The following is a 13,093-nucleotide window of genomic DNA, read 5'->3' as shown; positions in this document are numbered from 1 at the left end:
CAGACGTTGCTGCTCTCCCCTAGCGGAACGTGTCCGGGATCTTGCAGGTTTCCACGTATCCCGAGACAGGGCGCTGCTTGTCCAATTGAACCATCAGGGAGTTTACGGTCTTATCGTCTGCCAGCAAGCTGTAAAAGTCCGTCCGGCTTCCGAAGTAATACGGAGCGGCGATTCGGTAAATTTCAAAGCTCAGAACCGAGTTGTCGGTATAGCGGCCTTCCCTCACCTCGATGTAGTTGGTCGGAGCGTTGGTGTGGATGTGAATCAGGCTCTTGCCCAGCGTGGGTCCGGTGGAGGGAGGAGCAAAGAGCATCCGGGGACTGGGGGAAGCCACCTCTGTTCGAGCGAGGCGGGTGGCGGCCGAACAATCGATCAGTGCGGCTGTGACTTGCCCGTAATCAAAGGTGTTGTTGGGAATCCCCCCCATGAACGGAACCACCACGAAAGGAGGCAACTGCTCTCGCCCTTCCGGCAGGGCCAAGTAGCCTGCCAATGTGGCTGTTTTACCGCTGCCCGACACGGAGTTGTTGATGGTCGGCAACTGGGCGGTGGCTTCAAGCATCACTGCAAAGTTGGCGTCTGGCTCGGCGTACTTGTTGTCCGGATAGGTGAGACCGAAACTGTCGCCGTAAATTCCAATCAGCGGTTGGACATCCCCCAACAGGCTATCGCCCTGCACCGTGTAGCTGGCTTGAAACCGCTTCAGCGGCTCGGTTGTGGTGCCGCAGGCCCGCGTGTAGTGGCTGGCCAGTGGCCCTGTAAATTCACCTTTTTGAACAATCTCCAGCAGCCCTGGGGTCTCTTGCAGCTCAAGGCCTTGGGCCTGAGCGATCGCCTGAATCTGGGCCGTGACCTGCCGTGCTGCCGCCTCTGTACCCGAGAGCGTCCAATGGTGATCCCGTGGGTAGAAGAATTCCTCCCCCCGCACGCCGGGATTGAAGTTCAGGATGGTAGGAAGCAAGTCCACCACATACACGCCGGTGCTCCGGGCCTGCGCAATCATGGTGGTCCACGCCGTAGCGTACTGAGCAGCTGAAAAACGCAGTTGCGGATACTGGGTCAAATTCACCGTGTCGGCGGCCCGGACAGCCCGCGTGGGCACCGGCACCAGAATCAGGTGGGAACCCCGCGCTTTAAAAGCCTTGGCCATCAGGGTCAGTGCGCTGAGCGTTCTGCTGCTCAGCGCCTCGTTGGCCTTGAATTCATGGCTTTCAAAGATCCATCCGTTTGTGCCAAACAGTTCAAACGTTCCTTTGCCGTCGATGTCGCTTGACTTGGCACAGGCAGGATAGGCGGGCGCAGCGGCCTGGGCCAAGGGAGACTGTGCAGAAGCCAGGCCACCACTGGCTACGCTGAGAAGCAGAGGCATCAACAACGACCTGAACCGGGACACCCCCTGCTGCCACAGCGAGTGCGTTTGCCCTTCCCCTTCCGGCCTCTCCAGGAGAAGAGAGGGGGGGAATACCGTCAACAAGGGCAGCACCTCAGAGGTCATGGAGCACGCTGTCAGGTGTACCGTTACTGACTCGTTAAAGATAGACTGCAGTGCAACGAACTCCCACATCAAACGATTTTGAGGTCAAACGCTAGAATCTCGCCTGATGCAACCGGATTTATATACTTATCTCGTGCTTTAGGGTTAAGGTACTCATATGTTAAAAGCTCTTTCTTTTGCTTGCCTTTTGCTCGGTTTCGCTGTGGCTCAGGAGACGGGCCTCTATGATCCGGCTCCCCCTGCCGATTCGGCCTTCGTGCGGATCATCAATACCCCAGCAGCCACACTGGGAGGCAAAGCCGTGACTGCTCTGAAGGGGGCGGCCAGCGCTTACGTCGTCATCCCACAAGGTGAGTTTGCGGCCAAACTCGGCATGACCACTAGCAAGCTCAAAGTCGAAGCTGGCAAGTTCTACAGCGTCGTTGCCAACGGCAGCAAGGTCACCCTGCTGACCGATCAGGCCGCCGAGAACCGCGCCAAAGCCCTCCTCACCATCTACAACCTCAGCAAAAATGCCACCGTTGATCTGAAAACGGCAGACGGTAAAACCGCTGTGGTGGCTGGTGTGAAAACAGGTGAGAGTGGCAGCCGCGCCGTCAACGGCATCACTGTCGATTTGGCAGCGTTCGCAGGCCCCAAGGCGCTGGGCACCCTGAAAGGCGTGAAGTTGGAGCGCGGCAATGCTTACGCGCTCGTGCTGACCGACACCGGCCTGACCTTGACACAGAGCAGCACCAAGACCAAGTAAGGCCGTGGTCTTCAGCTCCAACGTCTTCCTGTTGCTGTTTCTGCCGTTTTTTCTGATCGTCTATTACCTCCTGCCTTTCAAAGGGCGGAGCGCGTGGATCTTGGCCGGCAGCTACGCGCTGTATTCGTGGTGGCGGATGGATTTCTTGTGGCTGCTAATGGCCATCACCGGTGCAGCGTACATTTACGGCCTGGTGCTGGATAAGCAACCGGACGGCCCGAAACGGCGTTGGACGCTGACCTCGGCCATCGTGCTGAACTTGGCCGCCCTGGGCTACTTCAAGTACGCCAACTTCGGCATCGAGAGCTTCAATGCGCTGACCCAGAGTTTGGGTCTGCAGGCCTTCAGTTGGACACCCATTCTATTGCCCATTGGCCTGAGCTTTTTTATCTTTCACGCCATCAGCTACATCGTGGACGTGTACAGGCGCGAAGAACCACCCACTCACAAGCTGCTGGATTTCGCCGCATTCATTGCCCTGTTTCCACACCTGATTGCGGGCCCCGTGCTGAAGTACAACCTGCTGGCCGACCAGTTCCGTACCCGCACGCACACGCTCGAAAAGTTCAGCTATGGCGCCACGCGCTTCATGACCGGCTTTGCCAAAAAGGTCTTGATCGCCGACACCATCGCGCCGCTTGTGACCGCCAGCTTCAATCAGCCCAGTCCCACGATGGGCGACGCTTGGCTCGGGGCCCTGGCTTATACCCTCCAGCTGTACTTCGATTTCAGCGGGTACAGCGATATGGCCATTGGACTGGCCGCCATGATGGGGTTCAAGTTCCCCGAAAATTTCAACCATCCGTATATTTCCCGCTCGATTACCGAGTTCTGGCGCAGATGGCACATGAGTCTGAGCAGCTGGCTACGCGAATATCTCTATATCAGTCTGGGGGGCAACCGGCATGGCCGCGCCCGTACCTACCTGAACCTGTGGCTGACGATGGTCTTGGGCGGGTTGTGGCACGGAGCCAACTGGACGTTTGTGCTATGGGGCATCTGGCACGGCAGCATCCTGGCCATTGAGCGCCGCCTGAAAGAGGCCAACCTGTGGAAGCCCAGCCCCGCTTGGCTGACCATTCCCGGCACGCTGCTCTTGGTTATGATCGGCTGGGTGATGTTCCGAGCCGACAACGTGCCGGATGCCTTCCGAATGTACCGGGGCATGATTGGTCTAAACGGCGTGGGTCTCAGCGATACGCTGGCCTGGCAGGTCAAACCCAGTGTGCTGATCACGATGCTGCTGGGCGGCGTGCTGGTCTATCTGGCGCCCTTCTGGGGAGCGCGGGTAGGCGATGTGGGCAGCAAGTTGCTGCGCCCCCGCTTCGCGGTGGCCGCGACGGTGGTGCTGCTGCCGCTGTTCGTGGTGGCCATCTTGAAATTGTCGGCCCAAAGCTACACGCCCTTTCTTTATTTCCAGTTCTGAGGTGTGAATGACGGAATTTGCTCAGGACACCAGTAAAACGAACATCAACAACCCCACGGCACCTCGTTTGCTGCAGTGGTTGCCCGCCGCCTTCCTGTTGGGTGTGGTTGGCTTAGGGGCCGCCGCCACCCTAACCAGTCCCGGCTTCCGCGAACGCGTATTAGGCAAAGACGTCATCACCGGCACCTGGCAACTGACCTGGGAAAAGGGACTGGATGCCAAGGTGCCGTGGCGGGATCTCAGCGTGAACTTATGGGGCAACCTGAATTACCGGCTGTTTGGGGAAGCCCGCGACGGCGCACTGGTCGGCAAGGAGGGGTGGTTGTTCACCAGCGAGGAGTACCAGACGGCTGCGGGAGACGAGGCCGAAATCGCTGCCAAGGTAAAGTACGTGCAACAGGTTCACGCCGAGCTGGCCAAAGACGGAACCCGGCTGGTCGTCGCGTTGATCCCCGCCAAGACCCGTGTGTATCCGGAGCAACTCAGGGTGCAGGTTCCGGCTCAGCAGACCGAAGGGTACGGCACCTTCCGCCAGGCCCTGATGCGGGCTGGAATCTTGGTGCCGGATGTCTGGGGTGCCCTGAAAGCGGCCAAGCAGGAACGTCCTGTATTTCTGCACACGGACACCCACTGGACGCCAGAAGGAGCAAACGCTGCAGCACAGGCAATAGCCCTTGCTGTACAGGAAGTGGCCTCCGACTTGCCCCCTGCTGAATACACGGTACAGATCAAGCCCGCCACCGAACGCAGCGGCGACCTCCTGCGCTACGTGCCTGGCCCCGCGCCAGACCGGGTCAGAGAATTGGAGTACACCCGCACTGATCAGGGCGGGGGCGGACTCTTGGGCGACGAGACGTTGGCTGTCACCTTGGTCGGCACCAGCTACAGTGCCGACAGCAAAGACAATGTCTGGCATTTTGATGACGCCGTGTCACAAGCCCTTAAGACTGAGGTACTCAACGTGGCACAGGAAGGGAAAGGCCCCATCGTGCCTATGCGTGAATACCTAAAGAGTGAAGAGCGCAAGGATAGTCCCCCGCAGGTCGTCGTCTGGGAGATTCCAGAACGGTTCTTGCGGGTGGAATACAATGAAACAAAATGAAGAAACAAATTGCCACCGCCGCATTGAGCTTAAGTAGTCTTGCTGCTGCCCAAACAACCTATTGCCCCGAGGCTGTCACGAAAACTAACGTGAGACAGTCCCAAACGAGCTGGATGTTCGACATGGCTGAGCTGAGCTCAACTCGCGCAGTGAAGGCTAGCAACATACAGGCGGCTCAAGCTCTTTTTAACAAATTGAAACAAGCAGGGATAAAGGTTTATGTGCCCCTAGTCCCGAGTCGGCCTGTGGCCAATCCTTCTCAAACGACAGGTCTGAATTTCGATGCATCACAAGCCCGTCAAAGCTACCAATCCAATTTGGCGGCCTTGTCTCAATTGCCTGCAACATCGATCAACCTGCTTGATCCTTTGAACAAAACGCGTTCAGCGAAGCCATTGTGGTTTACAAAGGATCTTCATTGGACAGGCGAAGGCGCTGGGATTGCTGCCGACGTCGTTGGCAAAATCATTGCTCCGAGTGCAGCAACTTGGCCCAAAACCAAGTTCAACCTCACCTCATTGCAGGGTGGCCAGTGGCGCCAAGGATGGGAATCGGCGATTGTGCCAGTTTGTGGTGGGAAAGCCAGCGAAGAGGCAACGGGGAGGTATACAGCAGAAGCCCAGGGGATGGCACTACTGGATGCAGCTCCACCAGCCTTTGCATTGGCAGGAAGCAGCTATAGTGGACTTTCATTCTTTGACCTACTCCAAGCGAAATTGCAGCTTTCAGGAGTGGATTACTCCGTTTCAGGTGGCGCAGGTGCAGGTGGATTAGAGCAGTTTCTTCTGGCCGCTGGGAGCTTGTCCGAATTACCCCAGGCTTTGATCTGGGAGTTGCCTGACCGATACATCCTGCAGCTTGAAGATACTCGCCTGTTCCGTCAACTGGATGGATTAGCTCTCGTAAATATTCAAAAGGTCAAGAGTATGTCGAGTCAGACCCAGGCCATCACTGATCTGCCCTTGCTGTACACACTTGAGCTGCAGACACCTGTTCAAGCGGTAAGTCTTAAATTCGACAACCTTTCTATTACCAAGGCCGAAGCACAGATCAGGTACGCTGATGATTCTGCCGATAAGGTTGTCTTTGATCGTTCTGACCGTATTAAAAACGACGGTCTATTCGCTGTCTCTCTGTCCTCAGGTAAGACTGTTGTTGACATAACGATTTCTACTCCCAAGGCAAGCAAAGGAACGTTGACAGTCGCTGTTTACTAATCATCATCAGTAGGGGTAAGCGAGTTGCCGCTGAGAACAAGAGGACGCGCCTAAAAGACAGCCTCTCAAAAACGGTGTATTTAGGACCTAATAATCAGCAGATTGTGTGTGCTGTCATGTAGGAATGGCTATCTTCTTAGAAGAAGAGCGTCCTAGTTTCCGACCTATTGCTTGAAAAGGCAGTTCAATGAAGCGGTAAACCAGATAGGAGAGTGCCAACGTCGCTCCCAACGTGACGATCCAGCCGGGTACCAGTCCCACCTGCTGGACAATAGCACTGGCTGTAATTAGCATAACTGGGAAGTGCAACAGATAAAGGCTGTAGCTCACCTCTCCTAGAAAATCTGCTGGACGGGTTTGGAGAACTTGTTTAAAGGGTGAAAACGTCAGGGCCGAGACAATCAATAGCAAACTGCCTAGGCCAGTGACTTCAGGACGTACCAACTCCGGCAGCCCAAGTAGATTGCTGCTATACAACACAGTTCCAATTGCCAGCAAGCCCCACTGTTGGCCGAGTGTGAACCGACCAACCGCCGCACGAATTCGATCTTGATAGAAGGCGAGCAACACTCCGGCCGCAAACAGATCGAGCATCCGGAAACGATCCTGAAGGTAGGCGAATGCGACGCAAGCAAGCGCGACCCCCAACCAGCGCAGCCATCCATTTACACGCAGACAGATCACGATGATGAGGGGCAAAATCACGCTGACGCTCATTTCAATCAGCAAACTCCAGACAGGCGGGTTGATCAAATGGGTGTCAAAGCCCGGCCCCGCCATGAGAAGGGTTTTGACAGTCTGATTTAGCGGCACCTCCTCTTGCCAGAAGCTGGAAGCCCACGTACTTAACCCTGCAAGATTTTCGGGCTGATAAAACTTCATGCAGAGAAACGAAAAGCCAATGGCAAACCAATAGGCAGGGTACAGACGAAACACACGCCGGACGTAAAAACTCCGAAGGTCGAGGTGCTTCCCTGCCGCATAAGGGAGTGCTAAGACGAACCCAGACAACGCAAAGAACAGCATGACCGCTGAACCCCCATTCCAGAGGAAAGCGGCGGGGCCGTCCTGAAGCCATCTCCAGTGGTCTTTGGAAAGCATGCCAAATAGGTGGCCTAGCACAACACCTAGGGCTGCGATGCCGCGTAAGCCATCAAGTTCTTTTAAACGCATCCAACACTCTAGAGCTTTTGTGTCTTACCAGAACATGACTTATCGAGAGAAAAAATCAACCGCCGCATTAGCTTGGGCCTAAAGCTGCCGTATGCGTAAACTGAGGGAATGAACTCCACTGACGCCCTGATCAATGCAATTGAGGAATTGGCTGCCGCCCGCTATGCGTTCGAAAAAGCCATACAGCAATATGAAGATTACCGTCAGTCATCTCTGGTCGATGAGCCGAACGAAGAACGCCTGCTGGCTGCCCGAAAACAGCTTCAGATCGCACTGAACGCCGCCAACAAGTAATGCATATCGGTCTTGCAGGCCCCTTCCAATTCGCCTCCTTTCGTGACGAACTGCCCACGGACACCGCCCTTCCAGCTGGTTTGGGGGGGCTTCCTGTTGTCCAATTGGCCCGCGAGTATCTTCAGCGCGGGCATCAGGTCACCGTGTTCACGTTGGATATGGAAACCACTGAACCCCGCTGGATTGAGGGGGACAGATTGCGGGTCTTCGTCGGCCCGTACCGTTCAGAAGGCCGTGCCCGTGATCTGTTTGCCGTCGAACGGCGGTCAATTGAACAGGCAATTTGGGCTTCAGACGTGCCGTTCGTTCACGCCCACTGGACATATGAATTTGCGCTAGGGGCGCTGGCATCCGGGCGGCCTACTCTGGTCACCGCCCACGACGCGCCCATGCGGATCCTGAGTTTGAACCCGTCTCCTTACCGGGCACTTCGCACCGTGATGGCAGCCCAGACCCTAGTTAAGGCAAAACACCTGACCGCTGTCTCTCCATACGTCATCCGGCACCTGAAGCTGATGGGCTACCTCAAGCATGTGGATCTGGTGCCCAACGGCATGGCAATTGAGGACGCCATTCCCGCCCGTGCACCCGCACCCGCAGATCGTTTGGCGTTTGCATCCATCCTGAATGGTGGCTGGCAAGGCCTCAAAAACGGTAAACGGTTGCTACGGGCCTTCGCAATTGTGCGGCGTGCCTTGCCACAGGCAACTCTTTTCCTGTACGGTGCGGGGCTGGGCGCAGGCGAGGACGCGCAGACCTGGGCAGGTGCTCAAGGTCTGACCACTGGAGTGATCTGGCGAGGCTACCGCCCCCACGCTCAGATCATAGAAGATCTCCAACACCGAACCGATGTGCTAGTTCATCCGGCACTGGAGGAATCGTTCGGCTTGACCATTCTGGAAGCGATGGCGCTGGGTCTTCCGGTGGTGGCTGGCCGCCGCAGTGGGGCGGTGCCTTGGGTAACCGATTTTGGACGCGGGGCACTGCTGGTGGATGTGACTTCAGTGGATGCCTTAGCCCTCGGCATGCTTCGCTTGGGCACCGAACCAGACCTCAGCGTCCCTCTTGCCCAGCATGGGCATGCCTACGCCCGTGAACATTTCACCCTGACGCGGGTAGCTGACCAATACGAATCTCTTTACCAGAGGCTACGATGACCCGAGTGATCCATATCCTGAACGAACTGCGGCCCAGCGGCGCAGAAACTATGATTCGCCTAGCGGCCCCCTACTGGCAGGACATGGGCCTCAAATTGGCGGTGCTGTCCACCGGTGACGCGGTGGGACCCTATGCCCCCGAACTGGAGGCGGCGGGGATCTCGATTGTGCATCTTCCATTTCGCAAATCACTCTCTTTTTTCCAGAAGTTTGGCGGATTGATACGGGGCTTTGATGCCATACACATCCATACTGAGCGAGCGGGGTTTGAATACGCTGCCACCGCCCGCGCTGTTGGGATGAAGCACATTGTTCGGACGATTCACAGCACCTTTAATTTCCAGAAACGCACCCGATTGGTGCGGACAGTGCAGCGGCGTAGTGCTGCACTATTAGGCGTGAAACAGGTCAGCATTGGGCCAAGTGTGAAGGATAACGAACTTGAGCGTTTCCGCAATCCCACCCTGACGATTCCCAACTGGTACAACGAGCACCACTTTGTTCCACCTACCCTTCAGCAGCGGGAGGAAGCGCGAGCAACTTTGCGATTAATGCAGGGGCAGTGGAGCATTTTGAGTGTAGGTAATTGTGCCTCGGTTAAGAACCATGAGGCGATTTTGCACGCGCTCAAGCACCTGCCGGACGCTATTTACGTCCACGCAGGCATCGAAGACAAACATCAAGGCGAACGGGCCCTAGCACTGGAATTAGGGGTGCTTGACCGGGTGAGATTCTTAGGGTGGGCCGATCCGTTGCCTCTGCTGTGGGCAGCCGATGTCTACGTCATGTCATCTCGTCTAGAAGGCTTCGGGATTGCGGCGCTCGAAGCTTTGGGGACGGGTATTCCAACCACGTTGACCAACGTGCCAGGCTTGCGTGATTTAGCAGGAGCGGCAGAAAACTTGGTGTTTTCTGACCTTACTCCTCAATCCATAGCTGCAGCCCTCCAAGAAGTCAGAGTCAAGCCCCGTCTAACCCATACGGCGACATTGGCCCAGCAATACGGCATTGAGCGCGGTGCCAAAGCCTACGCTGCGCTGTACCGTTGAGCTACTCATCATCTTGCACGGTGCTAGCTCTTGACCCGCAGGCCCCTGTAAAGACGGTCCATCTGCTCAAGCCTCTTTTCCGGAAGGTGTGACTGCACAGAGTCAAAAGCACTTTGCGCAGCTGCTTGCCACCGCTCAGAGTCATCCCTGAGCACCTTAAGCGCCTGGGCTAAATCATGCGCCACCTGACCCGGATTGGTAACCGGAACCTTGATTCCTGCGGCGTCAGGAACATGCGTTCCCACCCCTTGGTGATTCATAGTAACGACCGGAAGACCGCTCCCCATTGCCTCAAACACTTGGCTCCCCATCGTGTCGCGTGCGCTGGTAAAGAGGAAGGCGTCGCTGCTCCGGTAGGCGACCATGACCTCCCCCCAAGGAACCTGACCCTTCCAATCAATTCGGTGACGTGCCAGAGAATGCTGTATCCGGTGCGCGAGGGCAGGTCCATCTGGCCCATCGCCGTAAATGGTTAACCGGAAGCCATCATCCAGCCGTTCCATTACATCAATAGCCAGCAGCACAGCCTTGCGGTGAAGCAGGCGGCCTACCCACAACACTTCAAACAGTTCTTTGCTCTGGCGCGCTTCGGGTGGGTGCAATAGGTGGGGTTGCATGGCTGTGTCAGCCATATATTCGATATGCTGTGCCCCCATGCGTTTGGCAAGTTCGCCTGTTTCAGTATTGGCAGCAAGCACGAGGTTAGCTCGCCGGAACGTTGCTCGGGCAGGCGGGAACCAAGGCATTAAGCGGGTGACTGCTGTTCTAAGTCGTTCCAGACGCAGATCTCCCTGAACGATCGTATAGAAGGTGGGAGGCATGGTCTGCCCTCCTCCAACTGGTCCGAAAACGAAAGGATAACCCAGTTTCCAGAGGTGAGATCCTCCTTGCAGGCTTCCCCAAGTGACGTGATGTACGACATCGAATAACCCTGACTTTCGAGCAGTGGCGAGAGCCTCTGCTTGCCAAGAGAAGTATTGAGCGAACACTCCTAGTTGCCCTTTGACCTTACCGGACAGAGTCGAAGGACTGACGTATTCAAACCTTAGATTTGGGCGCACTGGAGCAGTTTCGATCTCTGAGCGGTTTCGAGTGTGTGTCAGCACTGTCACGTCATGGCCAAGATCAGCCATGCCATTGACCCAAGACCAACCGATTCCAGCTTCGCTGCCTTTATCAGGGGCACAAGCGTAGGCAGACATGAGTAGTTTCACATTTACCATGATGCCATGCGATAAGTTCTCGTACCCTGCCTCGGGCGATACTCTGCCGTATGCAATGGCGTTGGCTTACATGGTTGATTCTCCTAGTAACGGTGAGCGGGGTGGTGTGGCTATCCATTCCGCACCCGCCTGAGTGGAAGGTGCAGGCCAGCCAATGCACACCGCACACACCGCAACCCTTCGCCCTTGAAGAGGCGCAGCGGCCCAACAAGGCACAAAACGGTGATGTACTGCTAGCGGCCAATGGGGCATTTCTTGGGGCCATCTGCTCGCCTGGAGTTTTGACATATCAGGCGAGAGGGGATCTCGGCCAAGGGCGTGGCCCACGGCTGACGGTTGTCAACGGCGAGCGGACGCTATTCAATGGGGAGCTACCTAAGGAGAAACGGACGTACAGTTTTCCTATACAGCCCGGCCCGATTGCATTTGTGTTTGAAGATGACTATGCGGGTTCGGAAGGCGATCGCAATGTATGGTTGTACGGTGTGGCCGTTACGACGAGGTAGATTGTCAGCACCACCAGTGCCCCGATGTCCAATCCGAATCTGAGCGAGGTTTCAGATATGCCGCGCACAATCAACAGAGTTAGTAGGGCCAGTGATGCGCCGTTGGTCAAGTGTCGGTTGCGCCATGCCATGTCCAGCAGGGTTAAGAGCGCCGCCAGCAAGCCCGCCGCACCAATTACGCCAGATTGCCCCAGCGTCTGCACGACTTGGTTGTGGGCCTGCCCTACCCACTGATAGCCCTCGCCTTTACTGTTGCGGTAATCCTCATCCCATAGACTCGGACCATAGCCTCCGATGGGGTTGGCCTGAGTCTCTGCCAGCGTGATCGCCCAGATATCTGTACGTCCGGTCAGGGTCAAGTCCGCCCCATCCAGCGTGGGGGCGTAGATCGTGACGGCGGCCAGTCCAGCCACCACTCCGGCAGACAGCACCACCTGAGCCAGTGCCCGCTTTACCGGAGGCTGGGAAGCCACCCGCACCAATGCCCAGACCGCATAACCGAGGGCCGTAGCAATCCACATGGTTTTGCTCTGACTCATGACCAAACAGACGAGCGCGGCGGCCAGTCCTGCCCGTTCCCAAAACAGCCTGTGGAGTCGAGCTGGTGCGTACAAGCCCAATAAAAGTGCAGTTGCAGCGACGTAGCCAAGGCCGTTGCCGTGTCCGATGAGGCCATGCCACCTTTGCGTAATGCCAAACTGCGCCAATAGACCTGTCTCGTAGGCCGCGCCGAGATTATTGTAAAGGGCGTCCGGGTTGGAGGTGGCCCACTCTGGCAGCACGATCCAGTACAAAATACTGCCCCAGCACAAGGCAAACAGCGCCCACCGAATCGCTCGGAGAAGGCGGTCATGCCGCACGTACTGAACCACCACGGCCCCAATCAAGGCCACCACAGTCGGATAGATGCTGGCCTCCGCGAACCCTGGTACGGTGGCAAATGCACCCGCCAATGCGAGACTCAGACCGTAGAGCGCTAGGCCGTTCCAGCCCCCCCAGTTGATCCGCACTGGCGCGAGGTACAGGCTCAGCAGACTGAACCCCGCCGCACCGTACAGCAGCAGTTTGGCGAGTTGCCCGATTTGCTGCCATCCGGGCAACTCTGATCCAACGCCACCGACTCCGAAGCCCTGCGAAGCGGTAGACGCGGCAAACACCAGCAGCAGCAAGCTGATTAGCACCCGGAGCCGCCCAGCCATGCGGGGGGCTACTGCCAGCAGCCACCCTGCTGCACTGAGGGCTAACATGCCTGCGCCCATAAGAGTGATCGCCGTATTCATGTCCTAAGTCTATGGTGAACGGTGCGTAAATTTAGTGATACTGAGAGAGTTCAGTTTGCAAGTCTCGCCGCTATCAACTTCGCCAGCACATCGGCTTCAAAAGCCCTCACCTGTTCTGCCCGTGTGAAAAGTGCCTGACATTCAGCCTGATTTGGAGGGTTACTGAACGTCAGGGGGGTACTGGCAAGGATCGCTGCTGTCAACGCCGCCGCTTTGCGGGTCGCAATGGCATAGAGGTGCGTCATACTCTCGGGCGTTCGGGAACCCCAGCAACCCGAATCACACCCCCGCATTGCGCCACTGCGTCTGCCCGATGCTCTTCACGCGGATTCGAACATACCCGGTTGCATTGGGGCTCAGCAGGGGAATGGGCTTGAGTCGGTCTTGCGCACGTCTGGTTAAGCCACCCCTGCTTGGCGCTCG

Annotated in this window: 11 protein-coding genes; 7 read left to right on the top strand and 4 right to left on the bottom strand. The window is 56.8% G+C overall.

Features of this window, described 5'->3' with window-relative positions:
• Positions 1 to 19 precede the first annotated feature (19 nt).
• Positions 20 to 1,369 carry a hypothetical protein gene (locus E7T06_RS18210; protein WP_168733634.1) on the bottom strand — a complete coding sequence of 450 codons (1,350 nt, stop codon included), beginning with the start codon at positions 1,367 to 1,369 and terminating at the stop codon, positions 20 to 22.
• A gap of 313 nt (positions 1,370 to 1,682) precedes the next feature.
• On the opposite strand from E7T06_RS18210, the gene E7T06_RS18205 reads away from it, so the two are divergent.
• From E7T06_RS18205 to E7T06_RS18190, 4 genes are read left to right on the top strand one after another with little or no spacing between them, the layout of a single operon-like run.
• Positions 1,683 to 2,243: an alginate O-acetyltransferase AlgF gene (locus E7T06_RS18205; RefSeq protein ID WP_240741165.1), complete on the top strand. Its 561-nt coding sequence runs from the start codon at positions 1,683 to 1,685 to the stop codon at positions 2,241 to 2,243.
• 31 nt (positions 2,244 to 2,274) lie between these two features.
• Complete coding sequence (locus E7T06_RS18200; RefSeq protein ID WP_240741164.1) at positions 2,275 to 3,669, top strand: MBOAT family protein; 1,395 nt, start codon at positions 2,275 to 2,277, stop codon at positions 3,667 to 3,669.
• A gap of 7 nt (positions 3,670 to 3,676) precedes the next feature.
• The gene (locus tag E7T06_RS18195) at positions 3,677 to 4,771 is read left to right on the top strand and encodes a hypothetical protein (protein WP_136367182.1); all 1,095 of its coding nucleotides are present in this window, start codon (positions 3,677 to 3,679) and stop codon (positions 4,769 to 4,771) included.
• Positions 4,768 to 5,988, top strand: a complete 1,221-nt coding sequence (locus E7T06_RS18190; protein WP_136367181.1) for a hypothetical protein — start codon at positions 4,768 to 4,770, stop codon at positions 5,986 to 5,988. The genes E7T06_RS18195 and E7T06_RS18190 overlap by 4 nt, the downstream gene beginning before the upstream one ends.
• A 114-nt stretch (positions 5,989 to 6,102) precedes the next feature.
• On the opposite strand, the gene E7T06_RS18185 is transcribed toward E7T06_RS18190, so the two are convergent.
• A complete protein-coding gene (locus E7T06_RS18185) occupies positions 6,103 to 7,161 on the bottom strand; it encodes an acyltransferase (protein WP_136367180.1) in 1,059 nt (352 codons plus the stop codon).
• A 108-nt stretch (positions 7,162 to 7,269) separates the two neighbouring features.
• Between E7T06_RS18185 and E7T06_RS18180 the strand changes: the two genes are divergently transcribed.
• From E7T06_RS18180 to E7T06_RS18170, 3 genes are all read left to right on the top strand, one after another.
• Positions 7,270 to 7,455 carry a hypothetical protein gene (locus E7T06_RS18180; protein ID WP_136367179.1) on the top strand — a complete coding sequence of 62 codons (186 nt, stop codon included), beginning with the start codon at positions 7,270 to 7,272 and terminating at the stop codon, positions 7,453 to 7,455.
• 80 nt (positions 7,456 to 7,535) lie between these two features.
• Entirely contained in the window at positions 7,536 to 8,612 is a 1,077-nt protein-coding gene (locus E7T06_RS18175; protein ID WP_168733633.1) for a glycosyltransferase family 4 protein, read from the top strand.
• Positions 8,609 to 9,661, top strand: a complete 1,053-nt coding sequence (locus E7T06_RS18170; protein WP_136367177.1) for a glycosyltransferase — start codon at positions 8,609 to 8,611, stop codon at positions 9,659 to 9,661. Before E7T06_RS18175 ends, E7T06_RS18170 begins: the two co-directional genes overlap by 4 nt.
• Positions 9,662 to 9,684: 23 nt before the next feature.
• Here the strand turns inward: E7T06_RS18170 and E7T06_RS18165 are convergent, their stop codons facing one another.
• A complete protein-coding gene (locus tag E7T06_RS18165; protein ID WP_168733632.1) occupies positions 9,685 to 10,875 on the bottom strand; it encodes a glycosyltransferase in 1,191 nt (396 codons plus the stop codon).
• Between the two features lie 451 nt (positions 10,876 to 11,326).
• Positions 11,327 to 12,670, bottom strand: coding sequence for an O-antigen ligase family protein (locus E7T06_RS18160; protein WP_136367175.1), 1,344 nt, complete (start codon positions 12,668 to 12,670; stop codon positions 11,327 to 11,329).
• Positions 12,671 to 13,093: the final 423 nt, after the last annotated feature.

The organism is Deinococcus sp. Arct2-2 (assembly GCF_004801315.1).
Lineage (GTDB): Bacteria > Deinococcota > Deinococci > Deinococcales > Deinococcaceae > Deinococcus.
The sequence above is the reverse complement of the archived record's forward strand: the minus strand, read 5'-3'. Positions and strand labels throughout refer to the sequence as shown.